The organism is Alteromonas sp. BL110, assembly GCF_003443615.1.
In the GTDB taxonomy this organism is placed as follows: Bacteria; Pseudomonadota; Gammaproteobacteria; order Enterobacterales; family Alteromonadaceae; genus Alteromonas.
The window spans coordinates 1,805,301-1,830,500 of sequence record NZ_CP031967.1; the positions used below are offsets into that span (position 1 = coordinate 1,805,301).

At 45.5% G+C, this 25,200-nt stretch carries 18 protein-coding genes; 13 read left to right on the top strand and 5 right to left on the bottom strand.

Translation table 11 applies throughout. The features are described 5' to 3' along the window. Positions 1 to 232 precede the first annotated feature (232 nt). Entirely contained in the window at positions 233 to 2,218 is a 1,986-nt protein-coding gene (locus tag D1814_RS07885; RefSeq protein ID WP_118491136.1) for an alpha/beta hydrolase family protein, read from the top strand. Between the two features lie 139 nt (positions 2,219 to 2,357). Next, positions 2,358 to 3,608: a multidrug effflux MFS transporter gene (locus D1814_RS07890; RefSeq protein WP_183037589.1), complete on the top strand. Its 1,251-nt coding sequence runs from the start codon at positions 2,358 to 2,360 to the stop codon at positions 3,606 to 3,608. 150 nt (positions 3,609 to 3,758) lie between these two features. Here D1814_RS07890 and ilvC read toward each other — a convergent pair whose 3' ends face one another. Further along, positions 3,759 to 5,237, bottom strand: coding sequence for a ketol-acid reductoisomerase (gene ilvC / locus D1814_RS07895; RefSeq protein ID WP_118491138.1), 1,479 nt, complete (start codon positions 5,235 to 5,237; stop codon positions 3,759 to 3,761). 157 nt (positions 5,238 to 5,394) lie between these two features. Between ilvC and ilvY the strand changes: the two genes are divergently transcribed. Continuing rightward, positions 5,395 to 6,267 (top strand): HTH-type transcriptional activator IlvY, encoded by an 873-nt coding sequence (ilvY, locus tag D1814_RS07900; RefSeq protein ID WP_118491140.1) that lies wholly within the window; start codon positions 5,395 to 5,397, stop codon positions 6,265 to 6,267. Positions 6,268 to 6,286: 19 nt separating this feature from the next. On the opposite strand, the gene D1814_RS07905 is transcribed toward ilvY, so the two are convergent. Both D1814_RS07905 and D1814_RS07910 read right to left on the bottom strand, forming a co-directional pair. Beyond that, complete coding sequence (locus D1814_RS07905; protein WP_118491143.1) at positions 6,287 to 7,801, bottom strand: YifB family Mg chelatase-like AAA ATPase; 1,515 nt, start codon at positions 7,799 to 7,801, stop codon at positions 6,287 to 6,289. Between the two features lie 203 nt (positions 7,802 to 8,004). Next, positions 8,005 to 8,622, bottom strand: coding sequence for a trimeric intracellular cation channel family protein (locus tag D1814_RS07910; protein ID WP_118491145.1), 618 nt, complete (start codon positions 8,620 to 8,622; stop codon positions 8,005 to 8,007). Between the two features lie 428 nt (positions 8,623 to 9,050). Here D1814_RS07910 and ilvD point away from each other — a divergent pair, with 428 nt between their 5' ends. Together ilvD and ilvA are read left to right on the top strand one after the other, a co-directional pair. Then, complete coding sequence (gene ilvD, locus D1814_RS07915; RefSeq protein ID WP_118491147.1) at positions 9,051 to 10,901, top strand: dihydroxy-acid dehydratase; 1,851 nt, start codon at positions 9,051 to 9,053, stop codon at positions 10,899 to 10,901. Next, positions 10,901 to 12,448, top strand: coding sequence for a threonine ammonia-lyase, biosynthetic (ilvA, locus tag D1814_RS07920; protein WP_118491149.1), 1,548 nt, complete (start codon positions 10,901 to 10,903; stop codon positions 12,446 to 12,448). Before ilvD ends, ilvA begins: the two co-directional genes overlap by 1 nt. Positions 12,449 to 12,715: 267 nt before the next feature. Here the strand turns inward: ilvA and plsB are convergent, their stop codons facing one another. Next, on the bottom strand, positions 12,716 to 15,169 hold the full coding sequence (plsB, locus tag D1814_RS07925; RefSeq protein ID WP_118491151.1) for a glycerol-3-phosphate 1-O-acyltransferase PlsB: 2,454 nt from the start codon (positions 15,167 to 15,169) through the stop codon (positions 12,716 to 12,718). Between the two features lie 274 nt (positions 15,170 to 15,443). On the opposite strand from plsB, the gene D1814_RS07930 reads away from it, so the two are divergent. The 6 genes from D1814_RS07930 to D1814_RS07955 all read left to right on the top strand — a co-directional run bounded on the left by D1814_RS07930 (position 15,444) and on the right by D1814_RS07955 (position 23,689). Further along, positions 15,444 to 17,738, top strand: a complete 2,295-nt coding sequence (locus D1814_RS07930; RefSeq protein WP_118495341.1) for a sensor domain-containing diguanylate cyclase — start codon at positions 15,444 to 15,446, stop codon at positions 17,736 to 17,738. Positions 17,739 to 17,991: 253 nt separating this feature from the next. Further along, on the top strand, positions 17,992 to 18,618 hold the full coding sequence (gene lexA / locus D1814_RS07935) for a transcriptional repressor LexA (RefSeq protein WP_118491153.1): 627 nt from the start codon (positions 17,992 to 17,994) through the stop codon (positions 18,616 to 18,618). A 582-nt stretch (positions 18,619 to 19,200) separates the two neighbouring features. Then, a complete protein-coding gene (gene coxB / locus D1814_RS07940) occupies positions 19,201 to 20,364 on the top strand; it encodes a cytochrome c oxidase subunit II (RefSeq protein ID WP_118491155.1) in 1,164 nt (387 codons plus the stop codon). 10 nt (positions 20,365 to 20,374) lie between these two features. Continuing rightward, positions 20,375 to 22,033 (top strand): cytochrome c oxidase subunit I, encoded by a 1,659-nt coding sequence (gene ctaD / locus D1814_RS07945; protein ID WP_183037588.1) that lies wholly within the window; start codon positions 20,375 to 20,377, stop codon positions 22,031 to 22,033. A gap of 151 nt (positions 22,034 to 22,184) precedes the next feature. Next, positions 22,185 to 22,772: a cytochrome c oxidase assembly protein gene (locus D1814_RS07950; RefSeq protein WP_118491157.1), complete on the top strand. Its 588-nt coding sequence runs from the start codon at positions 22,185 to 22,187 to the stop codon at positions 22,770 to 22,772. Positions 22,773 to 22,795: 23 nt separating this feature from the next. Further along, on the top strand, positions 22,796 to 23,689 hold the full coding sequence (locus tag D1814_RS07955) for a cytochrome c oxidase subunit 3 (protein ID WP_118491159.1): 894 nt from the start codon (positions 22,796 to 22,798) through the stop codon (positions 23,687 to 23,689). Positions 23,690 to 23,705: 16 nt separating this feature from the next. Here D1814_RS07955 and D1814_RS07960 read toward each other — a convergent pair whose 3' ends face one another. Further along, a complete protein-coding gene (locus tag D1814_RS07960) occupies positions 23,706 to 23,915 on the bottom strand; it encodes a DUF2909 domain-containing protein (protein ID WP_118495343.1) in 210 nt (69 codons plus the stop codon). A gap of 45 nt (positions 23,916 to 23,960) precedes the next feature. Here D1814_RS07960 and D1814_RS07965 point away from each other — a divergent pair, with 45 nt between their 5' ends. Both D1814_RS07965 and D1814_RS07970 read left to right on the top strand, forming a co-directional pair. Then, positions 23,961 to 24,665 carry an SURF1 family protein gene (locus D1814_RS07965; RefSeq protein ID WP_118491161.1) on the top strand — a complete coding sequence of 235 codons (705 nt, stop codon included), beginning with the start codon at positions 23,961 to 23,963 and terminating at the stop codon, positions 24,663 to 24,665. After that, complete coding sequence (locus tag D1814_RS07970; RefSeq protein WP_118491163.1) at positions 24,658 to 25,197, top strand: hypothetical protein; 540 nt, start codon at positions 24,658 to 24,660, stop codon at positions 25,195 to 25,197. Before D1814_RS07965 ends, D1814_RS07970 begins: the two co-directional genes overlap by 8 nt. The last annotated feature ends 3 nt before the right edge of the window (positions 25,198 to 25,200 follow it).

The window sequence follows — 25,200 nt, forward strand, 5'->3', positions numbered from 1 at the left end:
ACCGCTATTGGGTAAAATCCATACTATATCTGTGGTTAATAATACCATATCCGTATTTTGTATTCGCAAAGTACGACGAGAGATCAAATTATCGCGCCAATATCGTTTATATCAAGCATGTCGGTTTGTTTTTGTACATACGGCAACAAATTTGTATACTCGTATTAACATAGTTTTGAGGTTTGCTCACTAGCTAAGTTCCGCCCACAATAAAAAATTACAAGGGAATGTTATGTCTTATAAAAAGGCTTTCTCACCTGCTACGCTTGTTGCCCTACTACTGCTAGCTATTTCGACCACGTTAAGCGCTGAACCGGCTGCGCAGAATAATAGCTACGACGCTTTTAGTACGCTGCCAACCTATTGGACGCCATCTTTGTCACCCGATGGAACTAAAATCGCTTTTGTTCAAAATGTTGAACAAGAAGAGGCGTTTGCCATGCTCGCCACCTTCGACTTGGAAAAGGGTGAAAAGCATTACCTACTTCGCTCTGACAATGAACGTGTAAAAATTAATTGGTATAAGTGGGTGAACAATGAACGTGTAGTGGTTAGTGCGCGCTATGAAACTCGCCGTGGTACTACAAAAGTGCATGACACCCGCTTGTTAAGTATTAAATTCGATGGCGAGGGCGGCGCGTTTAATATGGTTGAATGGGAACGAATTAAGCGTCGGGCCGGTAACCCCAACCACATTCCCCAATTTCAAGATGAGGTTATCGATTGGCTACCTGATGACCCGGATCATGTGCTTATAGCAATAGATGCCGAGGTGCTAGGTTTACCTTCAGTGTATAAAGTCAATGTTAACACAGGAGGCGTAAGTCGCATTATGCGCGGTAAAAAGCGCATCAGAGATTGGCTTACCGACCAACAAAGTAACGTTCGTATTGGCGTTTCGCTCAACTATGATAGCGGTGAGCGCGAAGTCTTTCTAAAAGAAGAAGATGGCTGGCGAACCTTATTTGCCTATAACGCGATGACGGAGAAAGGCGAATACCCAGTGGGCTTTGCTAAAGACCCAAATATTCTTTATTACAAAGGCTACAAGGGCGACTATCGCGCATTATATAGCTTAAACCTTAAAACCAACGAGCGAACTGAGGTATATGCCGACGAAGGCTATGACGTCAACGGAAGCCTTATTTACTCGCCAGTTACGCGAGATGCTATCGGTGTGCGTCATGATGGTCGTTTTTACTGGGATGAACGCTATGTTGCACTTCAAAACGGAATCGACCAGGGACTTCCTGATTATCACAACACGTTAGTTAGTTTCAGTGAGGATGAACAAACTTATATTGTTTACTCTGAGTCTGACATATTGCCTGGTGTGTATTTATTGGGTAATCGCAAGGAAGGCACGCTGAACGTGCTATTTGAGCAATACAGCCAAATAGATTCGACAAAACTATCCGAGCATAAACTCATTGAGTACGAAGCCAGAGATGGCATCAAGATTGAAGCATATTTAACCCTTCCTAAGGGGGATGGGCCCTTCCCAACCATTATTCATCCTCACGGCGGGCCGGGGGCTCGGGATTTCAGCGGTTTCGACTACTGGACTGCATACTTCACCTCGAAAGGCTACGCGGTGTTGAGGCCAAACTTTAGAGGCTCAAGAGGCTATGGTTATAGTTTTGCGCAAAGCCAAATGAAAGGATGGGGCCTAGCTATGCAAGACGATATCACTGACGCCGCAACTTGGATGGTAGAAAAGGGATACGCAGAGCAAGATAATATGTGCATAGTTGGCGCAAGTTATGGTGGCTATGCCGCGTTAATGGCAACGGTTAAAACCCCTGAACTATTTCAATGCGCCGTAAGTTTTGCCGGCGTGAGTTCGCTTAAACACGTTATCATTCACTCTCGTCGCTTTCTCAATAATGAGTTCGTTAAAAATCAAATTGGTGACGACTACGATGATTTGGAAGCACGCTCGCCTTATTACAACGCAAAAGGGATCAAGACGCCTATTCTACTTGTGCATGGCGAAGAAGACCGCGTTGTTCCACCTCTTCACAGCCGCTACATGGCTGATGAGTTAGAAGACTACGACAAAGTTTTTAAATACGTGGAGCTTGAAAATGGAGACCACAGCCTTTCTATTCAGCGCAACCGTCACCTATTCTTCAAAGAAATGGATGTGTTTTTAAACCAATACTTAAAACCGACTAAGAACGGCGAGGCGGTGACAGCTAGTCTGTCAGAGGAATAACACTCGTTAAAGGTAATAGTATTTAAGATAAGATAGCCAAATCTGACGGCTTTTTAACCAGGTTTCAGGTATACTAATTAAGGCGCGACGGTTTCGCGCCTTTTTTAATTCCCTCACTTAATTTCATATTCGAGACTTTATGCCCCAGACATCTAATGGCGTATCTGATGATACTGCAGTTGTGCAAAAGCCCGCGCTTGGCCTTGTTGAATTTGTTGCTTTGATGGCGACCATGACATCGCTGGTCGCACTTAGTATAGACGCTATGTTGCCCGCCCTTATTCAAATTGGTGAGTCACTTAATGTGCAAGAGGCGCATCAGACCCATTTAATTGTCACCGTGTTCTTTCTGGGTATGGCATTTGGCCAAATGTTTTTTGGTCCGTTCTCAGATAGCCGTGGTCGCCGTCTTACTATTTTAGTGGGTTTATGTATTTTTGCGTTGGGTACCTTTGTATGTATGCTTGCCACTAATCTTGAAACCATGCTGGTGGGGCGTGTTATTCAAGCGTTTGGCGTGTCTGGCCCTCGCATAGCCTCTATGGCAATTATACGTGACCTCTACGTAGGTGATGCGATGGCAAAAGTTATGTCGTTTATTATGATGGTGTTTATCTTAGTGCCCATGTTGGCCCCAATTATTGGGCAAACTGTGATGGAGTTGACATCTTGGTTCCATATATTCACGCTATTTCTGCTAGTTGCTACTATGGCGGGGATTTGGTTCTTTTCTCGTCAAGGCGAAACTTTGCCTCGTGCAAAGCGCAGAAAATTCTCGCGGGCACACTTTTTTAAATCATCAAAGTTTATTCTGACCCATCCAGAAGTTATGGGTTATACCTTTGCCATGGGTTGTATCTTCGGGGCGTTTTTGGCGTATCTAAGCGCGTCACAAACCATATTTACCGTGTTTTACAATGTTGGAGAGTGGTTCCCGTATATCTTCGCTACCCTTGCCTTTTCTATCGGGCTTGCTTCTTACTTCAACGGCAAAATGGTAATGCGTTTTGGCATGCGCAAGCTGTGTAGATTTGCGCTAAAAGGTGTAAATGGGTTTGCGGTGGCGTATCTAGCATTGCTGTTTGCGTACGATGGTCTGCCGCCACTAATTCCAACCGTGGCCGTCATGTTCGTTGGCTTTTTCTTTGTGGGCATTCTATTTGGTAACCTCAACGCTATGGCCATGCAGCCTCTTGGCGATATGGCAGGTTTAGGTGCTGCAATTATTGGTTGCTTTTCAAGCTTGTTCTCGGTGCCCGTTGCCCTTATCGTTGATAGTTTTTTGAATGGAAACTTAATGCCCATCGGTTGGGGCTTTCTTATCTTTTTTGCATTAGCTTACGCATCAGTTCGCTTCGCTGAGCGTGTTCGGGAAGTGGTTGTTTCTTAGAGAGATAAGTGGTTGTTAGTAACTGCTTTGAGTTAGCTAAGCAGTTCGCTGTAAAAGGATATGTGACTCACTGAGTTACAGGCATAAAAAAGCCCGACCAAAATGGTCGGGCAAGAGGGCTTAGTTAAGCACCTAACGACAGAAACTGTCCTATCCTATGATGGCTTTCATATCAGTCATGTAGCCACGCAAGGTCTTACCTACCGATTCCACACCGTGTGAGCGGATGGCTTCGTTAATCTCAACAAGGCGTTTGTTCTCTACTTGATTAGAAGCAGCAGTCAAACCCTTACCGATAACACTGGTATCAATAGCAGGCATAAATTTCTCACGCAAAATTGGAATTGCTGCGTTGGCAAACAAATAGTTTCCGTATTCTGCTGTGTCTGAAATAACCACGTTCATTTCATACAAACGCTTACGTGCGATTGTGTTAGAAATTAGCGGTGTTTCATGCAGTGATTCGTAGTACGCAGACTCAGGCAGAATTCCAGCTTCAACCATTACGTCAAACGCAACCTCAACACCACACTTGATCATGGCAACTAGCAAGATGCCATGGTCAAAGAATTCTTGTTCGCTGATTTCACCTTCATAAGCCGGTGCGTTTTCAAACGCGGTCTCACCGGTTTCTTCACGCCACTTAAGTAGGTTCGCATCGCCATTTGCCCAATCTTCCATCATGGTGCGAGAGAACTCACCGCTGATGATGTCGTCTTGGTGCTTTTCAAATAGCGGACGAAGTAAATCAGTTAATTGCTCAGAAAGCTCAAACGCTTTCACTTTTGCAGGGTTTGATAGACGGTCCATCATGTTAGTTACACCGCCAATCTTAAGTGCTTCAGTAATGGCTTCTAAGCCGTACTGAATCAGCGCACCTGCATAACCTGGGTCGATACCGTCATCAACCATTTTTTCAAAAGCAAGTACTGCTGCAACTTGTTGCATACCACATAAAATGGTTTGCTCACCCATAAGGTCAGATTTAACTTCAGCCACAAATGATGACTCAAGTACACCTGCGCGGTCACCGCCAGTTGCACTTGCCAGTGCTTTGGCCTGATCCCAACCTTTACCTTCCGGGTCATTTTCTGGATGCACAGCTATCAGTGTAGGCACACCAAAACCACGCTTATATTCTTCACGTACTTCTGAGCCTGGGCTTTTCGGCGCACACATAATTACTGTGATATCGCTACGAATTTGCTGGCCTTCTTCAACAATGTTGAAGCCGTGTGAGTAACCTAGCGTTGCACCTTTTTTCATAAGCGGCATTACTGCCTCTACTACACTTGCGTGCTGCTTATCAGGTGTTAGGTTGTAAACTACATCAGCTTCTGGAATAAGCTGCTGATATGTACCAACAGTAAATCCATTGCTTGAAGCGCGTTTGTAAGAGTCGCGTTGCTCATCGATCGCTGCCTGACGCAGCGCATAAGAAACATCTAACCCTGAGTCACGCATATTCAGGCCTTGGTTAAGGCCCTGCGCGCCGCAGCCTACAATGACAATTTTCTTGCCTTTTAAGAACTGACAACCGTCAGAGAATTCATCGCGTGCCATAAAACGGCAGCGGCCAAGCTGATCTAACTGCTGGCGAAGTGACAGGGTGTTGAAATAATTAGCCATAAAAATTTCCGAACAACATTCATTTTTGTCAATATCAAACACCGACCTTGGCGTTGACAGACCTCGTCTATGACGACTTGGTAGTGAGACTAAAAGATTTCTTTTGTTTTGGAAAATGATATATTTGCAAGATAATATTGCATAAAGTGAAATGTATATGGATTTTCGCAGTTTACAGCTCTTTAACCACCTGGCTACCAGCCTACACTTCGGCGTCACCGCCGAGGCCATGTATGTATCGCCATCTACGTTAAGCCGTGTAATTCAGCGTCTTGAAGACGAGTTAGGCTGCATCTTGTTTAAACGGGATAACCGTAAGGTCGCGCTCACCCATAGCGGGCACAAGCTACTGTCATTCTCGAAACAAGCGTTAGCTGATTGGCAGCAATTAAAAATTGATTTAAAAGAAGATAGCGATGCACTTCAGGGGGAACTAAGTGTTTTTTGCTCGGTAACGGCTAGTCAAAGCCATTTGCCCGCCATGCTAAGGCAGTTTAGGCAGCAACACCCTGGGGTTGATATACGCCTAATAACCGGTGACCCTGCCCTCGCTATTGAAAAAGTAAAAAGTAAGCAATGTGATTTATCTATTGCTATTTACACCCCTGATATGCCGACAGATTTGCATTTCACAGCGCTAGATAACGTGCCTTTGGTACTTATTGCGCCAAGAGAGTGGCGGCTTACTCAGCTAAGCCAGCTAGATTGGACCAAACATCAGGTAATAATGCCTGAAACAGGGCCAACGCGACGCACTGCTTATCATTGGTTTGCCGAACACGGTATTCGGCCTAATGTCTATGCTTATGTAGGCGGTAACGAAGCTATTGTAAGCATGGTAGCGCTAGAGTGTGGTGTAGGCTTTGTGCCAAAAGTAGTACTCGATCACTCCAGTATGGCTAATGCGGTAACCCAAATTCAGGTTGAAGATATCGAGCCTTATGCCCTCGGCCTATGTTGTTTACAAGATAAGCAAAACGAACCGCTTATCAACGCCTTTATGCAGCTAAACTTACACTCCCGTGGATAAGTTAATTTATTAATTGCACTTAGCTAGCACTGAGCTGCTTTATAAGGTTATCGAGAGCTCGATAGCCCAGCGCTTCTGCGATATGAGCCCTGGAAACGGCGCTTTCCTTTTCAAGGTCGGCAATGGTTCTAGCCACTTTTAGCGTGCGGTGAAATACACGCATAGATAAATTAAGTTGTTTTGCGGCTGCCTGTAAAAATAGGAGATCTGCGTTATCTAGCAAACAGATGTCGGCAAGCTCACCCGCGTGTAAAGCGCCATTGGGTTTGCCTTGTCGAGACTCTTGTTTTTGCCGTGCAGCTATCACCCTTTCCCGCATGTCATGTAACGAGTCGTCAGGTCTATTGCCCCGCTCTGGCAAGTCGTAGTCGGGTAAGCGAGGCACTTCTACTTGAATGTCTATTCTATCGAGCAATGGACCTGATAAACGGTTTAAGTAGTTCAGCTGTTGCTGTGGTGTAAGCCGATTGTCATCAATATCCCCTGTGGGGCTAGGATTCATTGCCGCGACCAGCTGAAAGTTGGCTGGGTAGGTTGCACTTCCTGATGCACGGGATAAATGAACGTCGCCAGTTTCAAGTGGTTCGCGTAATACATCAAGCGCTTTTCGGCCAAATTCGGGGAGTTCGTCTAAAAACAAAATACCGTTGTGGGCCAGCGAAATTTCCCCTGGCACAGGGTTAGACCCGCCGCCAGTAAGCGCTACAGCTGAACTGGTATGGTGGGGCGAACGCAGGTGGCGGGTTAGAAAACGTTCAGCATTTAGCTTTTCGCCTTTCACTGAGTGAATAGCAGCGACTTCCAAGGCTTCTTCTTCACTCATATCCGGTAATAGCGACAACATTCGACTGGCAAGCAAGCTTTTACCTGTGCCTGGCGGGCCTACCATCAATAAGTTGTGAGCCCCGCTAGCTGCAATTATTAAAGCCCGTTTTGCCTGCTCTTGCCCAATAATATCATCCCAACCAGATGTCGAGCTGCGTGATGAGTGAGAAGTGAAAGGCTGCCCTTTAGCGAGTTTTTTGTTCCCAGTAAGGTGTTCATAAACAGAGAGGAGATCAAATGCGGGAAAGCGTGTGGCGTGGGAAACCAAGGCAGCTTCAACATCGTTATCTCCCGGATAAACAAGGGCTATATCTTCGTTCGCTGCCGTCATCACTACAGGAATAAGCCCGTTAACCGGTTTAATCTCACCGTTTAGCGCTAACTCGCCCACAAAGGCAATATTAAGCAGGCTAATATCTGAAATGTACCCCGAAGCTGCTAAAATGCCAACGGCAATAGGAAGGTCGAACCGGCCGCCAAACTTTGGGATATCAGCCGGCGCTAAATTAACCGTTATTCGTTTGGCAGGAAACTCGAAACCACTGTTAATTAGCGCGCTGCGTACCCGCTCACGGGCTTCTTTCACACTGGTTTCCGCCATACCGACCAGTTGAAAGGCAGGTAGGCCATTAGCCAAGTGAATCTCCACACTTACCTCTGGAGCAGACACGCCCTGCCCTGCAAAGGTTTTAACAACAGCCATTCCCATATTATGGACATCCTCTCTTCTTACACGCTCATTGTTCAGTTAGTTCAAACTTTAAAGCCTTGCCGCCGCCAAATAGCCAACGCACTTGGCATAAACTCTAGAGAGAGTGGAATGAAGATGTAACTGTACTAACGATGGGATTTACTCTTAAAACGCACCGAGCTAGGGCATTGTTTACCGTGCTCGGCGAGGACAGTTAGTTGCTAATGATGATCGTTGTAAAATACAGGTAGCTGCCAATGCCAGCGCATAGCGCCGAGTCTAAATAGTACGGTAGTGACAAGGGCTGCAATACCACACCACTGTGTAGCGAGCTCTATTTGCATGCCTATTCCATAAACCACGCCACCTGCAATACAGGTCATCGCATAAAGCTCGCCATTAAGTACCAGCGGTACCTCGCGGCAGATAACGTCCCGTAATAACCCACCAAATACGCCAGTAATGGTGCCCATTGCAACCGCTACAGCCATACCTGTGTCGTTGGCTAAGGCTTTCTCTATACCAACCACATTGAATAGCGCTAGCCCAAAAGCATCGGCGATTAACAGGTAGTGAAAAGGGAAGCGTGGGCTTATGCGCAGCCAAATAATGGGAATAAAGGCGGCAATTAGCGTGGTATACAAGTAATCGGTATCGGCAATCCAAAACACGGGTACATCTAGCATCACATCTCGCAAGGTTCCGCCGCCAATGGCTGTAGCGCTGGCAAGCACTACCACGCCAAATCCATCCATGCGTTTTTGATAAGCCATAAGGGTGCCTGAAATTGCACACACGGCAACGCCTGCCAGGTTTAGCCAGTGAAACCAATCGAACATGCTTATTACCCTTTTACTACTCTTAAGAACTCGCTATTTCTACCGCAAAAAACTTGATCAAACCGTGTGTTTCGTGCTATTTCTTTGCGAAATACCAATTCGCGTTTTACCGCGCATTGCGTGTAGGGGTAAAGCCATAGCCCCTAACGAACAACATTTCATTTTTATAATGCCAAAGGAATACGGCATTATAAGTCAAAGATATCATATAAAACAAAGCGCTACTGATCTGTAAGCAGTAAGGCTTTGTCGCCCTTCGCTTGTACGACCTAAAATGATTTAATACATCATCAGTATGACATGCAATTTCGAGTAAAACAGCGCGTATTGGAAAACGAGCCAAAGCATTACTGGTTTACCACTGTTTTTAAGTTTCACATAAAGGTCTAGCATTAACCCCTAGTACCTAAAATTAACGGGAAGGATTTATGCCCAAGTTACGTTCTGCAACTACCACACAAGGTAGAAATATGGCCGGCGCTCGAGCGCTATGGCGTGCAACCGGAATGAAAGATTCAGATTTCGGCAAGCCTATTATTGCTATTGCTAACTCATTTACGCAGTTTGTACCTGGGCACGTTCACCTTAAAGACCTTGGTCAGCTAGTGGCCCGTAGCGTGGAAGAAGCAGGTGGTGTCGCCAAAGAGTTCAATACTATTGCGGTAGATGACGGTATTGCTATGGGCCACAGCGGAATGCTTTACAGCTTACCTTCTCGCGAGATCATTGCTGATGCAGTGGAATACATGGTGAACGCACACTGTGCTGATGCCATTGTGTGTATCTCAAACTGCGACAAGATCACCCCAGGAATGTTAATGGCGTCTATGCGCCTTAATGTACCGGTTATATTCGTATCTGGCGGCCCTATGGAAGCGGGTAAAACCAAGCTTTCCGACCAGCTTATCAAGCTTGATTTGGTTGATGCCATGGTAGCGGCTGCTGATGATAAAGTTAGCGATGCAGATACTGATGAGATTGAGCGCTCTGCCTGCCCAACCTGTGGCTCTTGTTCGGGTATGTTCACAGCTAACTCAATGAACTGTTTAACTGAAGCGTTAGGTCTATCGCTTCCGGGTAACGGCTCGATGCTAGCCACTCACGCCGACCGTGAAGGCTTGTTTAAGCAGGCCGGCAAGCAAATTGTAGAGCTTTGTAAGCGTTACTACGGCGATGATGATGAAAGTGTATTGCCACGTAACATTGCCAACTTTAAAGCTTTCGAAAACGCCATGAGCTTAGACATTGCTATGGGCGGCTCAACCAATACCATCCTGCACTTGTTAGCGGCGGCAATGGAAGGTGAAGTGCCTTTCACTATGGATGATATCGACCGATTGTCTCGCAAGGTGCCTCACTTGTGTAAAGTGGCGCCTTCTACTCCTAAATATCATATGGAAGACGTTCACCGTGCCGGGGGCGTACTGGGCATTTTGAACGAGTTGAACAAGGCAGGCTTGCTGAATAGCGATGTTAACCATGTTCTTGGGAAGCCACTTACTGAGGTTATCAGCGAGTGGGACATCACTAATCCAGAGAACAAAGACGCGATTACCTTTTTCCGCGCAGGCCCTGCAGGTATACGCACTACCAAAGCCTTTAGTCAAGACTGCCGTTGGGATGACGCGGACGATGACCGTGAAACCGGCTGTATTCGCTCTATCGAGAATGCGTTTAGCCAAGAAGGCGGCTTAGCGGTGCTTTACGGTAATTTGGCCGAAGATGGCTGCATTGTAAAAACCGCTGGCGTGGATGAATCTATTCTAAAATTCAACGGTACTGCCCGTATCTACGAGAGCCAAGATGATGCAGTGGCAGGCATATTGGGCGATGAAGTAAAAGCCGGTGACGTCGTGTTTATTCGCTATGAAGGCCCTCGCGGTGGTCCAGGTATGCAAGAAATGCTGTACCCAACGTCGTATTTGAAATCTAAAGGTTTAGGCAAGCACTGCGCGCTAGTCACCGACGGACGTTTCAGTGGTGGGACAAGCGGCTTGTCTATCGGACACTGTTCCCCGGAGGCTGCCAGCGGTGGCGGTATCGGTTTAGTTGAAGACGGGGACAAGATTGAAATAGATATCCCTAACCGAAGCATCAACATCGTTATTTCTGATGAAGCACTCGCCGAGCGCCGTGCAAAAATGGAAGCAAGCGATAAGCCTTGGAAACCGAAAAATCGCGTGCGCGAAGTGTCTACATCACTTAAGACCTTTGCCGCGCTGGCAACCAGTGCCGACAAAGGTGCAGTGCGCGATGTCAGTAAGTTGGAAGACTTGTAATGGAAAACGAGCACGTTAGCGACCACGAGTATCTGAAAAAGATATTACTCGCTCCCGTTTACGATGTGGCGGTGGCGAGTGAACTGTCTTATATGTCTTTGCTTTCAGCGGAGCTTGGCAACGAGATCTTTTTGAAACGAGAAGATCAGCAGCCGGTAAAAAGCTTTAAGCTGCGCGGTGCCTACAACCGTATTTGTTCGTTAAGTGAAGCACAGCTGCAAGCAGGCGTAATTGGCGCATCGGCGGGTAATCACGCGCAAGGCTTAGCATACAGTGCAAAAATGAAGGGCATTCAAGCAACTATCGTGATGCCCGAAACCACCCCTGACATTAAAGTGGACGCTGTACGTCGTTTCGGTGGTGATAACGTAAATGTAGTCTTGCATGGCACGAGCTTCGACCAGGCAAGCAACCATGCCAAAGCATTGTGTGATACCCACGGGTATACCTTTGTTCCGCCCTTCGATAACCCCGATGTAATCGCCGGACAAGGTACGGTTGCACGAGAACTGTTAGAGCAAAACCCAAACCTGGATATTTTGTTTATTGCTGTAGGCGGTGGCGGCCTAGCCGCGGGCATTGCAGTGTACTTAAAGCAACTCAAACCCAGTATTAAGATTGTAGCCGTTGAGTCAGAAGAGTCGGCCTGTTTCATTAAAGCAAAAGCGCAAGGCGAGCCTACTGAGCTGGAAAGCGTAGGTATTTTTGCCGATGGCGTGGCTGTGAAAGTGATGGGGCAAGAAACTTTTCGCCTGTGTAACCGCTTAGTTGATGAAACTATTACGGTTAGCAATGATGAGATTTGCGGGGCTATAAAAGATATTTTCGATGATACTCGCGTTATCGCCGAGCCTGCTGGTGCATTATCGGTAGCGGCAATTCGCAAATATGCCAAGCAACATGACCTTAAAGGTAAAAAGCTAGGCGGTATTTTATGTGGCGCAAACATCAACTTTCATACCCTACGCTATGTGTCTGAACGCTGTGAATTAGGCGAGCAGAAAGAAGCCGTTTTTGCCGTTAAAATTCCTGAAACTAAAGGCGCGTTTAAACAGTTTTGTGAATGCGTTGGGGCAAAAGCGATTACTGAATTCAACTATCGCTATGCAAGTGAGAGCGAAGCGCATATTTTTGTTGGGGTAAAGCTAAAAGGCGGTCAACAAGAATTTGCGACCCTTCAAAGTGACCTTGAAAGTAAAGGATATGATTGCGTTAACCTAACAGACAACGAGTTAGCAAAGCTTCATGTCCGGCATATGGTAGGAGGCCGCCCGCCGACTATTTTAAACGAGCAGGTGTTCAGCTTTGAATTTCCGGAACGCCCAGGTGCACTACTAAACTTCTTAAATACATTAGGCGAGCAGTGGAACATCACTTTATTCCATTATCGCAACCACGGCGCTGCGGAAGGCTTGGTACTGGCTGGTTTTGACATTGCGCCAGAAAGCCGGGATGACTTTAACCAGCATGTAGCTGAATTGGGCTATAAGGTAGAAGAAGTAACGGATAACCCTGCGTATCGCTTTTTTCTGTCACAACCAGCATAACGTTTTGTCGGCTATGTAGAACAGCCTTTGATAGCTATACATTCAAAAGCGAAACTTAGCTCGTTTTAAACCTTTTTTCGCTTTGTATTGCTTCACGTTAAGCGCAGGTTTACCGAGGAGCGATACAAAGCGGCACTATTACTACCCCTAGCGAGTCATTGTTAATAAAAGGCCCTATTAGGTAGGCAAACGGCCAATAAAAAACCCATGCAAAGCATGGGTTTTTTTACGCCTGTAAGAAAGCGATAATTTGGGGGGCAAACGAAGCTAGCTAGCTGTGTTAAGCGCAACATTTTCTAGATGCTGAATCATCTCAGGCCATATTAGCGCCATCACGTCAGCGCGCAAGGCCTCACACTCTTCCGAATATTTTAAGCTACCGTCTTTTTCAGAATCTAACCAGTGGTTATCTTTCAGTGCGCCGATAAAGCTAGACAGCACGTTCTTATCGTAAAACTCAGGAGAGCTTAAGCCGTAAAGGGCTGATAAGCGCTCAGCGACTTGTTTACTTTCTCGCTCTAATGCACTGCGGCTAATCACCTTTTCTTTATCAAGAATAGTCAACACCACGGCATAACGTTGCAAGGTTTCTTGCATACAGCGGCTTAGTAACCACGCAGAATGGAACTGTTTGCAGTGCGCATCTGGCGGTAAAAGCTCTCCGTCCTTTTGACGCAATAGTCCGTTGTCTAACATCGCGGTGATCAATGCATCAGTATGCGCAAGCGCTTCATCTTGTGTTAAATGTAAAAACAGTTCTTTTTGCAGCAAAGGATAAAGTGCTGCAATTAGTTGTAAAATACTGTTCTTAGTTGCGCCTTTTTTAGCGAAGATAGACGCCATGATAAGACCTGGTATGGCGAACAAATGCAAAATGTTGTTGCGATAATAGGTCAGGTATACAGCAGATTTAGGCTGAGGACTGATCAAACGTCCGTAATCGTCTTCTTTAATATCAAAACGGCCTAATTTTAACGTATCCCGAAGCAATTCTTGTGCTGATGAATCTGGAATAGTGGCGTCATTACTAAAGGGCACTGTTTTGAACAAGTTCATGAAGTCATCCATGGCCTGTTTAAGCTCTACTTCACTCATGGTCTGCCTTTTAGAAGACAGTAGGCATAGCGAAGCTAAAGCCATGCCGTTAAGTGCCGCAGCGCGGTTAATGCGCGTCATAACGTTATTGGCCAATTCATTAACAGCAGGCGTTAACCAAGCAGGCTTTTTCTCTGGCTCGGCATCACGACAGTCGCGCCAGTTCGGCACATGGCTTTCAAGGAACTGATTAAGCGCAATAGGCTCACCAAAGTTCACATATCCGTGCCCATAATTCTTAAGCTTACGAATGGCTGAGAAAACCTGAAGGTTGGACTCTTTTTTCTTCTTTGACCCTTTAAGTTCGTTCAGGTAACTCTTCACTTCCATCACATTCTCATAGCCAATGTAGACAGGAACAATACTTACTGGGCGATTAACGCCTTTAAGCATGGCTTGAATTGTCATGGCCAGCATACCGGTTTTCGGCGGTATTAAGCGACCGGTGCGGCTACGTCCACCCTCAGGGTAGTACTTTACTGAGTAACCTTTGTTAAACAGCAGCTCTAAATATTCTCTGAATACGGCCGTATACAGCTTATTGCCTGCAAAGCTGCGGCGGAGAAAGAAAGCGCCACCTCTACGGAATACTTTTCCGACAGGCCAAAAGTTAAGATTGATACCTGCTGCAATATGAGGCGTTACCATACCTTCGTGATAAATCACGTAAGTTAATAACAGGTAGTCCATGTGGCTGCGGTGGCAAGGCACATAGATGATTTCGTGACCGTTAGCGGCCAATTCACGAATGCGTTCAGCGTGACCTACACTAATGCCGTTGTAAATCTTATTCCAGATTCGAGTCAGCAGTCTGTCGCCGAACCTTATTAGCCCTTCACGATAATCTGCAGCAATCTCAGTGATATAGGTTTGAGCCCGCTCCTTTGCTTTTTCATGAGTGACTTTTTTGCTTCTCGACTCTTCGGCGATGGCGCGGCGTACCGCATCTGAACCCAATACACTGTTGTTGAGTTCTTGACGCTCTAACAGGGTAGGGCCCGTCATGCTTTGTCGTTTACGCTGAAAGTGAGTACTTGCTACGCGTACGAGCTTGTGAGCAATGCTTTGATCGCTACCATGTTGATTTGACATGGCCCGTGCAGAGACAGCTTTAGAATAATTAATAAAGTTATCTCGGCCTAAAAATAGCACGATGAAAAGCTTGCGTAGCCAGCTCGGAGCAGCTTTATCAGCAATTAAGTCACTTAAACCCGGGTTGCCGCGCCCTGGGGCTCGGCCCCAGGTCACATAAACAGGAACTACTTGTAGATCGAGGTTTTCATGGTCTCGATGCAAGTGGAAAAGATCAGTGAAGACCTCTTCAATTCCCGTATCTTTGGCTGATGAGCGAAAAAGAGGCTGAGTTTTACGTAAAAACAGAGTAGATGAGTACTCTCGACCTGCCAGTGTCAGCGTGTCTGTTGGGCTCGGTAGCCCTAGGAATTTAGTCGACATTCTCAGCGCAAGCTGATCTGTCACTGAGTTAGTGGGAAGTAGATAAACAATAGGCTTGCTTTTATCTATTCCTAATTCGGTTTCAACGTTTACTGGAATACTGTGGGCTTTAACCAGTAACTTAACAGGATAATGAAATACCGACAAAAGGGCTTTTCGCATCCACGACATGAACTATGTAATCCTATGAAATAAAAACGGGTGAAGTGTAACACAAACGCATCACAATCTCGCGACGGGCCAATTTTATTGATTTGCTTGCTGTACTGACTCCCTACTTACCAGTAAGTTCAAGAAGCTGAAAAGCATCTGTGTCTTTAAGCCTTGTGTAGCACTATTTATGGTAAGGCTCACTGAGACTGTTGGCAATCCAACATTTATTATATTGCTATAAGTGGTGACTATTACTATTTTTATAAAGATTAACGAATATGAGCATGTTGTAGTGGATGATCAAAACCGATTAAAGACGATTGATGACTTTTTGCTCAGCAATGAGGTGCCGTTGGATCTTGACGACCTTATGGTTGTGCTAGCGGGGGCATATAAGGTGCCTATCGCGCTAATAGGAATAGTTGGTGAATTTGAAGAAACATTCAAAGCGCGATATGGAACTACACTTTCTAAAGTGAGCCGTGAGCATGCGTTTTGTAGTCATGTTGTGGAAGAACGCGAACAAGTTGTGGTTAACAATGCACATGAAGACCCCAGGTTTAAAGATAATCCACTAGTGACGGGTGAGCCGCACATCTGCTTTTATGCAGGAACTCCCATTGAAATCAATGAGCAGATTATTGGCGCGGTATGTCTAATCGATACTGTACCTCGTGAAATCGATGCTAAACATTTAGAAGTCCTAAACAGGATTGGCGCGCTTGTTAGCCAGCATATTTCTCTTTCTAAAGAGCATGAAGCACTTAAGCGTGAACATGGTTTAATTGAAAAGTCCCCTATAGTGTTGGCGACTTGGCGCAATACTACGTCACTACGGCTAGTTCATATTTCTCAAAACAGTGAGCGTGTATTGGGTATATCGGCACAAGACTTACTCAGCGGCGCTGTCGAGCTTGGCGATGTCCTAACTCAAGAAGCTGAAAGCGACTTTACTTTTGCTATGCAGGCGCACATAGAAGGTGTGGAAACCCATTCATGCCGCCTTCAAATAGCCACCCCTACGCGGACTATTTGGGTAAGTATGATTTCTACGGCGAGCTTTCGGGAGGACGGGATGCTGTATTCAGTGCAAGCCTTTCTTTTCGATACCAGCGATCAAAAATATGTTGAAGACAAACTGCACAAAACGAATCAACGCATGCGACTGCTATTGGAAGCCTCCGAGTTGGGAACATGGGATTGGAATTTGGCCGCTGATGTAAACCAAGTCAACAAACGTTGGTGTGATATCGTCGGTCTTGAATATGAGTACTATGACACCAGCTCTCGCTTTTTCAGGCAGTTAATTCACCCTGCGGACTATGTAAAAGTAGAAAAGCAATTAAACGAACACATTACAGGTGAGAGCAAGGTTTTCAATACCACTTTTCGCATGAAACATACTAACGGCTCGTGGATTTGGGTTGAAACCTACGGGAAAACTGTCGAATTTGACGTCGCGGGTAAGGCTATTCGCGTTGCTGGCATTCATCGCGACATTACGCAGAGAATGGAAAGTGAACTTCATGAGATAAAGAAAACCCAGCTACTTCAGTTTATCAATAAGACCCGTGCCTCTTACCTTCAGAACAACGATTTAACCATGGCCTGCCAAACAGTATTGCCTGAGCTTATTGATATTTCAGATAGTCAGTTTGCTTTCATAGGGCAAATGAAAGGCGAAGGTGATGCCTCGAAGCTGTTTATTCATGCCATTTCTGAAATAGTGTGGGACAGCAGCAGCTTTACGCAATACAACGAGTATAAAAAGCGAAACTTGTATTTCAGTAGCTTTGATAATCTTTTCGGTACCACAATATTAACCGGAGAGGTAACGATAAGTAATACCTCAGGGAGTCATCCAAACTCAAAAGGGGTGCCACAGGGACATCCTCGTATTAGTCGATTTTTAGGGCTGCCTATAAAGGTCAAAGATAGAGTGGTGGGCATGATTGGCTTAGCCAATAAATTTGAGCCCTACACGGTGGAAGATGCGAAATTTATACAGCCTTTATTAGATGCATTAGCAGGTCTTTTCTATGCGGTAGAATTAGAAGAAGCTCGTGCTGTTGCAGAAGAAAAGCTTCGACAACTAGCTATGACTGACTCATTGACTGGCTTATATAACCGTAGAGCATTTATTGATGAATGCATCGCATTTTCAAAACAGCATTTTAGCGCATGCGTTGCTATTGTTGATATTGATTACTTTAAGAAGGTAAACGACACCTATGGACATGATGCGGGTGACCAAGCGCTTATTACAGTTGCAAGGAAAATAGCTAAACAAAACAACGCACCCAATGTGGTGGCCAGGCTTGGAGGTGAAGAGTTTGCTATCGTGAGGTTGGGTAAAAATAAGCAAGAAATTAACACACAGCTAGAAGCGCTTCGTATAGCTGTTGAAGAAAGCGTTGTTACCTACAAAACCGACACAATTAAGCTTTCAATTAGTATTGGTGCAACCTTTATAGATAACACCTATGGCGCAGATTTTAGCGCGCTTTTATCGACGGCAGACAAATGCCTTTACAAAGCGAAAGAGCAAGGCCGAAATCAAGTAGTATGGGAGGAGGAGTCACAATAAGTTTTGTCATCTGATTTGCGAAGTCGGGCGAAGCTAAGCCCCACAATCGTATCAATAAATTGCATGCGTTACCGCGAAAACAGCGAAGAAAAGTTGAAGCTAAGAATAGGTAGCCCAGATATAACTCTTCTTGCGAAATAAGAGCACTGCAATTACTTTATACGCTTGCGTATGGCAAAAGACGTGGCAAGTGCTTGTTATTTGTTTTTAGGTGTATATACTTACAGGAACTGTATGAACAGACAGGTCTTTTATGCGCCCACTCACAGCTCGACAAACTGAAGTTTTAGAACTTATCAAAACAACCATGCAAGAAACGGGGATGCCGCCAACGCGTGCGGAAATTGCTCGTCAACTTGGTTTTCGTTCTGCCAACGCAGCAGAAGAACATTTGAAAGCCTTGGCGCGTAAAGGCGTAATCGAAATCCTGCCTGGTACCTCCCGTGGTATTAAGCTCAATATCCCTCTTGAGGATAATGCACCAGAAGAAGAAGGTTTGCCGCTCATCGGGCGCGTGGCTGCGGGTGAGCCAATTTTGGCGCAAGAGCATGTAGAATCCCACTACAAGGTCGATCCTGCTTTGTTTCAGCCTCAGGCCGACTTTTTACTTCGTGTGAATGGTATGAGTATGAAAGACATTGGTATTTTAGATGGCGACCTTCTTGCCGTGCATCGCACCACTGATGTTCACAACGGCCAGGTAGTTGTAGCGCGGGTGGATGAAGACGTTACGGTTAAGCGTTTAGAGAAACGCGGTCGTGAGGTCTTACTTCATGCCGAAAACGAAGAGTTTTCGCCAATTAAAGTAGACCTTGCCAATGAGCCTTTTGCGATAGAAGGTATTGCTGTGGGTGTTATAAGAAACGCCGACTGGATGTAAGGTTTTGGCATGTTCAACTGAAAGCGGCGTAATAGCCGCTTTTTTTATGCCTTTTAATGGTACATTTTAGCCAGTTTTCTTATGTTAGCCTCTGTTAGTAAGGTTCAAGACTATAGCATTTGAGATAACTTTTATGTAAAAGGTAAGCGCTATTTAGTCTCTGAATGAAACGTTTAAAACGTATCTATTATTTGAAAGTTTGTTTGAAAAACACATTCAATGATGTGTTAGCTGTTGATTTTATGACCAAATAAAGCTTCATCCTTATCAACATCCCGTTCAAAATGCGCGTTTGATTTCTTAACCGCCGCCAGCACGCCTCATACCTACTCTACAGAATTTGTAACGTAAGCCTGCCACATGAAATGGTTAAAAATTAACCTTTTCATTAAATTTTTAATAGAAAAGACTAGACGGCACGGCATTATTGCGCAATTCTTATACAGAGATTAACAAAATAATAACAATGACTCTAAATTTGTTTTACAAGTTGAGGTGATGGGTCAATCGTTCGCAAACCATTTGGTAGGGCATCGCGCAAAATTATCAGCGTTTTTGGTCTTGCTATTACGGAGGTGCTGAGTGAAACAACTAACGACCGTTTTCGCAAAATGGTGTTCAACAATACCGTTTTTGCTTTTTTCCCCGTTGCTTCTTGCGCAAGAAGTTAGTGAAGAAGCCTCTTCACTTAATCTAAGACGCGGTGCTACCGACATCAGCGGGCAGGTTTATGACCTGCATATGCTGATGTTCTTTATTTGTGTAGGGATCGCGGTCGTCGTGTTTGGGGTTATGTTTGCGTCAATGTATCTGCATCGGAAGTCTCGCGGCGCTAAGCCTGCCAATTTTCATGAGAATGTGAAGGTTGAAATAGCGTGGACCGTTATCCCTTTTCTTATTCTTATCTTTATGGCTGTGCCTGCAGCGAACACGCTTATTGCAATGGAAGACACGTCTGAGCCTGACATGACAGTGTTAGTCACAGGCTCTCAGTGGAAGTGGCACTACAAGTACATGGATAGCGACGTCGAATTTTACTCTCTGCTAGCTACTCAGCGCGAGCAAATAGAAAATAAGTTTCAGAAAACCGACAACTACTTACTAGAAGTTGACCGCCCGTTAGTTATTCCAACTGGTAAGAAAGTACGTTTTCTCATTACTTCAGATGACGTTATTCATTCGTGGTGGGTTCCTGACTTTGCCGTGAAAAAAGATGCCAACCCAGGCTTTATTAATGAGTCTTGGGCCAAGGTCAATGAACCTGGCGTTTATCGCGGTCAATGCGCAGAGCTATGTGGTAAAGACCATGGCTACATGCCAGTAGTGGTTATCGCTAAAGAGCCCGCTGAGTTTGATAAATGGATGGGCGAACAAGAAGAAATTGTGCGTAAAGCGAAAGAAGAAGAGCAGCGCCTACTTTCAATGAATATGTCGATGGATGAATTAATGAAAGAAGGCGAGCGCGTTTACAACGCCACGTGTGCAGCGTGCCATATGCCAAATGGTGAGGGGCTACCGGGCGTATTCCCAGCACTTAAAGGTAGCAAGATGGCGTTAGAAGATCAGCAAGGTCACATCGACATTGTCCTACATGGTAAGGCGGGTACAGCTATGCAGGCGTTTAGCAAAATGCTGAGCCTTAAAGAAATTGCTGCGGTTGTCACTTACGAGCGCAATGCGTGGGGCAATAACACTGGCGATATGGTTCAAGCCAAAGACGTTAATGCAGTGGCAAACGGAAACTAGGAGCAGACAAATGAGCAAAGCAACTGAAGTTATTTCGCCAGATACCTCTGCGACTCACATTGGTCAAGTAAATGGTGGTCACTCACAGGGCGATCATCTACATGATGATCATGAACACCACGACCATATTCCTAAAGGAATAACGCGCTGGCTGTTTACCACTAACCATAAAGACATAGGCACACTCTATCTGTGGTTTGCCTTTATTATGTTTTTAGTTGGTGGCGCGATGGCCATGGTGATCCGTGCTGAACTGTTTCAACCCGGTTTACAAATTGTTGAGCCAAACTTTTTTAATCAAATGACCACGGTACACGGACTCATCATGGTATTTGGTGCTGTTATGCCTGCTTTTACTGGGCTCGCGAACTGGCTTATTCCAATGATGATCGGCGCCCCAGATATGGCGTTACCGCGCATGAATAACTGGAGCTTCTGGATTCTACCTGGCGCCTTTTTGATTCTGCTTAGCTCGCTATTTATGGAAGGTGGCGGCCCTGCCTTCGGTTGGACATTCTACGCGCCGCTCTCAACGACCTATAGTGGAGATTCAACGGCCCTTTTCGTGTTCTCTGTTCACATTATGGGTATTTCATCCATTATGGGCGCGATTAACGTGATAGTGACTATTTTCAATATGCGTGCACCGGGCATGACCTGGATGAAAATGCCACTATTTGTGTGGACGTGGCTTATCACTGCATTTCTGCTTATTGCGGTAATGCCGGTGCTCGCCGGTGCGGTGACCATGGTATTAACGGACAAGTTCTTCGGAACCAGCTTCTTTGATGCTGCAGGTGGCGGCGACCCGGTTATGTTCCAGCATATTTTCTGGTTCTTCGGGCACCCTGAAGTGTACATTATGATTTTGCCTGCTTTTGGCATTATCTCGCAAATTGTTCCTACCTTTTCCAGAAAGCAACTCTTTGGCTATGCGTCTATGGTTTACGCCACAGCGTCTATCGCGCTGCTTTCTTTTGTGGTGTGGGCTCACCATATGTTTACCACGGGCATGCCGGTATACATGGAAATGTTTTTTATGTTTGCCACCATGCTTATCTCGGTACCTACTGGTGTGAAAGTGTTTAACTGGGTAGCAACCATGTGGCGCGGTTCACTAAGCTTTGAAATGCCAATGATGTTCGCTATTGCCTTTATTGTGCTGTTCACCATTGGTGGGTTGTCAGGGCTAATGCTGGCGATAACACCTGTGGACTTCCAGTACCACGACACGTATTTCGTTGTGGCTCATTTCCACTATGTTCTAGTAACAGGCGCAGTCTTTTCTATTATAGCAGCCGTGTATTACTGGCTGCCTAAATGGACAGGCAAAATGTACGACACCACTTTAGCTAAATGGCATTTCTGGTGCTCTTTAGTATCGGTAAATGTCTTGTTCTTCCCTATGCACTTTGTTGGTTTGGCAGGTATGCCACGTCGTATTCCTGACTATGCATTACAGTTTGCTGATTTCAATAAATGGATAAGCTTAGGTGGTTTCGCTTTCGGTTTATCTCAGCTTATCTTCCTTGCTCTGCTTATAAAAGCGTGCAAAAAGCAGGGTGAAGCGGTATCGGCGCAAGTTTGGGATGGCGCAGAAGGGTTGGAATGGGAAATTCCATCACCTGCTCCTTATCACACGTTTGAAACACCGCCTGTCGTGAAGTAACGATAGGTGGGGTTTGTGAATTAGTCATTCTTGTAAAAGGCTAGGCAGCAGCGGTATGAATGACTTTCACACATTGCTGACGGTGGAGTAGATAAGCGGTTATGCGAACGTTTACCAACATCCATCTTTGAAGTTACCCGGAGGTTGCGTGATGTCACAGCAAAGTGCAAATAACAAGATGGTTATCAAGCTTGTTGCTATTGTCATTGGCATGTTTGGCTTTGGCTTTGCCTTGGTTCCCTTGTATGACGTATTTTGTGACGTAGCGGGAATTAATGGCAAAACCGAGAACACGGCAGCAGTTTACCAATCAGTTGAGATTGATGAATCGCGAGAAGTGACCGTAGAGTTTATTACTCGCACAAATACCGGTATGCCATGGGAGTTTCGCGCCGAAACTAAGCGTGTGAAAGTGCACCCCGGCGAGCTAAACACGGTATCGTTTTATGTGAGAAATCCTGCATCAAATAATATCGTTGCTCAAGCCATACCCTCTGTATCCCCCGGCACAGCAGCGCTCTATCTGAATAAAACGGAATGCTTCTGCTTCAATCAGCAGCCACTTGATGCGGGGAGTGAGGCCTATATGCCTATGCAGTTCTACGTCGACCCGCAGCTTCCTGAAGATATAACCTTTTTTACCTTGCAGTACACACTCTATGACGTCACAGCGCGAGCCAGTGACCTAACGACAACACCGAATCCCTTTATGGCTTCAACACCATCAACTGGCGAATAAGCAGAAGGGATAAGGAGAAGAAAATGCAAACCGAAGTACAGAATCACGAATACCAAAAATACTATGTACCCGCACAAAGCCCATGGCCCATTGTTGGGGCCGTTGCTCTATTTCTTATCGCCGTAGGTGCGGGCAATTATGTGGTGCAGGCGACCAAAGGCGAAACCGGCTATGGCGGTCATATCCTTTTAGCGGGGATAGCCGTGTTGCTGGTTATGCTAGTGGGCTGGTTTAAAAACCAAATTGATGAGTCTATGGCTGGGCTTTACAGCGACCAGCTAGGCCGCTCGTACCGCCAAGGGATGAGCTGGTTTATTTTCTCTGAAGTAATGTTTTTCGCTGCGTTTTTCGGTGCGCTCTACTACGCACGGTTTATCTCGGTTCCATGGCTTGGTGGTGCATCGAATAACGCTATGACCAATGAAGTCTTGTGGCCGACGTTTGAGGCCATGTGGCCGCTGGTATCAACGCCAGGCGGCATTACTACGCAAGAAATGAGCGCTGCTGGGCTACCGACTATTAATACAATTATCCTGCTCATTTCATCTATTACTTTGCACTTCGCCCATGTGGGTCTAGAGCAAAACAAACGCAAGCAGTTAACGCTAATGCTAGGCATTACCATTTTACTCGGGTGTGGGTTCCTGTTTTTGCAAGTGGAAGAATATATACATGCTTATCGCGATCTAGGGCTTACGCTTCAGTCAGGCATTTACGGCAACACCTTCTTTATGCTGACCGGGTTTCACGGCATGCACGTGACTCTTGGTACCATCATTTTAATTGTACTGTTTTTTAGAGTATTAAAAGGTCACTTTACGCCAGAAAACCACTTCGCCTTCCAGGCGGGAAGCTGGTATTGGCACTTTGTAGATGTGGTGTGGGTCATGCTCTACATCTTTGTTTACGTGCTCTAAAAATAACGCCCCAAACTTAATAAGGTCTTGGGTTTGGGGTAATTAAACCAGTACCAATAGCTATAAGAATGATAACGACGATGATGGCAGAAGTGAGCACACGTCGACCAATATATTTGCTCATTGGCCCCTTAGATGTGTCGTTTTTTATCATAATGCGCATCGCCATGAACAGATTAACAATCATGTACAGTACCAAAGCAACAAGGACTATTTTTATCAACATACTCACCTCTGTTTTTATTCTCATTTTGCAGGGTGCGAGATAATCATGCTTTTTCGCACTCGCCACGTTATTCCTTGGTTACTCACGGGTTTTAGTGTGGCGATTATGTGCGGGTTAGGTTACTGGCAACTTGATCGCATGGTCCAAAAGCAACAACGTTTAGCTAGCATAGCGCAAAAGCAAAGTAATGGAACCTTGAGTTTAGAAGAGGCACTGAACCACACAGATCCAAGAGATATCACCGTTTCTTTCAGTGGTTCCTTAGATGCAAATCACCTATTGCTTTTAGACAACCAGATTTACAATCAACGGGTAGGGTTTGACGTGATAGCGCCGGTATATACCAATGCCGGATGGCTTTTAGTGAACTTTGGCTGGGTGCCCGCACCAGATTTAACTCGCACCTTGCCGGATATAAGCTTTACGAGCGAAATTCGCGATTTTACCGGTGTCATCAGTGTGCCGGGTAATAACCCTTTAATTAAAGAAACCAACATGGCCTTGGCGCAAAGCCCCGCGCTTATACAACACATCGAATTACCCGAATTAAGCGATGCCTTAGATCGAAATTTTTTACCTTTTATTCTTCAACTTACTACGCCAGATCCTGCGTTTATTCGCGAACATCAGGCCGTTGTAATGTCTCCCGAAAAGCACCTGGGTTATGCCGTTCAGTGGTTCGGTTTAGCCATTGCCGCTGCGGCCATAGGTGGTTTTGCAATAAATAAGAAAGGACGTAGTTATGAGTAATACTGCTTCGAAAAAAACGTTAATTATCATGGTAGCTGTGTTCGTTTTGCCTGTCGTCATGGCGAAGCTTGCACTTGATAACGATTGGTTTACCAAAGGCGCTACAAATAAAGGTCAGCTGCTTGCGCCAACAATCAACATGAGTGCACTTTTGAAAGACGCAGAGCCTAAGTGGCGTTTACTTTATGTCATGCCGAATGAGTGCGATGCAGTGTGCGAGAACGCACTTTTTAGTATTAACCAGGTATGGCTTGCTTTAGGTAAAGAGTCTGATCGCGCCCAAGCCGTGGTCGTTACAAGTGATTCAAGTGATCAAGTAGCGATAGCAGCCTTAGCGGACTATCCCTTTGTAGAAACCTTGCCGGTTACCATGCCAACTGCCCTCGCCTCTAGCAGTGTCTATATCGTCGATACCCAAAATAACGCTATGCTTTTTTACGAGATCAAAGACGATAGAAAAGACGCCGTGATGGAAAGCCGCAACATGCTGGCAGACATAAGAAAGCTATTAAAGCTATCACGCATAGGATAAACG

What these genes read in the sequence shown, in the direction of transcription:
- D1814_RS07965 (WP_118491161.1), top strand. Translation starts at nt 23,961, where the DNA reads ATGCTTTTTCGCACTCGCCACGTTATTCCTTGGTTACTCACGGGTTTT.
- ctaD (WP_183037588.1), top strand. Translation starts at nt 20,375, where the DNA reads ATGAGCAAAGCAACTGAAGTTATTTCGCCAGATACCTCTGCGACTCAC.
- D1814_RS07885 (WP_118491136.1), top strand. Translation starts at nt 233, where the DNA reads ATGTCTTATAAAAAGGCTTTCTCACCTGCTACGCTTGTTGCCCTACTA.
- ilvC (WP_118491138.1), bottom strand. Translation starts at nt 5,237, where the DNA reads ATGGCTAATTATTTCAACACCCTGTCACTTCGCCAGCAGTTAGATCAG.
- lexA (WP_118491153.1), top strand. Translation starts at nt 17,992, where the DNA reads ATGCGCCCACTCACAGCTCGACAAACTGAAGTTTTAGAACTTATCAAA.
- ilvY (WP_118491140.1), top strand. Translation starts at nt 5,395, where the DNA reads ATGGATTTTCGCAGTTTACAGCTCTTTAACCACCTGGCTACCAGCCTA.
- D1814_RS07910 (WP_118491145.1), bottom strand. Translation starts at nt 8,622, where the DNA reads ATGTTCGATTGGTTTCACTGGCTAAACCTGGCAGGCGTTGCCGTGTGT.
- D1814_RS07960 (WP_118495343.1), bottom strand. Translation starts at nt 23,915, where the DNA reads ATGTTGATAAAAATAGTCCTTGTTGCTTTGGTACTGTACATGATTGTT.
- D1814_RS07955 (WP_118491159.1), top strand. Translation starts at nt 22,796, where the DNA reads ATGCAAACCGAAGTACAGAATCACGAATACCAAAAATACTATGTACCC.
- D1814_RS07970 (WP_118491163.1), top strand. Translation starts at nt 24,658, where the DNA reads ATGAGTAATACTGCTTCGAAAAAAACGTTAATTATCATGGTAGCTGTG.
- ilvD (WP_118491147.1), top strand. Translation starts at nt 9,051, where the DNA reads ATGCCCAAGTTACGTTCTGCAACTACCACACAAGGTAGAAATATGGCC.
- plsB (WP_118491151.1), bottom strand. Translation starts at nt 15,169, where the DNA reads ATGTCGTGGATGCGAAAAGCCCTTTTGTCGGTATTTCATTATCCTGTT.
- D1814_RS07890 (WP_183037589.1), top strand. Translation starts at nt 2,358, where the DNA reads ATGCCCCAGACATCTAATGGCGTATCTGATGATACTGCAGTTGTGCAA.
- ilvA (WP_118491149.1), top strand. Translation starts at nt 10,901, where the DNA reads ATGGAAAACGAGCACGTTAGCGACCACGAGTATCTGAAAAAGATATTA.
- D1814_RS07905 (WP_118491143.1), bottom strand. Translation starts at nt 7,801, where the DNA reads ATGGGAATGGCTGTTGTTAAAACCTTTGCAGGGCAGGGCGTGTCTGCT.
- D1814_RS07950 (WP_118491157.1), top strand. Translation starts at nt 22,185, where the DNA reads ATGTCACAGCAAAGTGCAAATAACAAGATGGTTATCAAGCTTGTTGCT.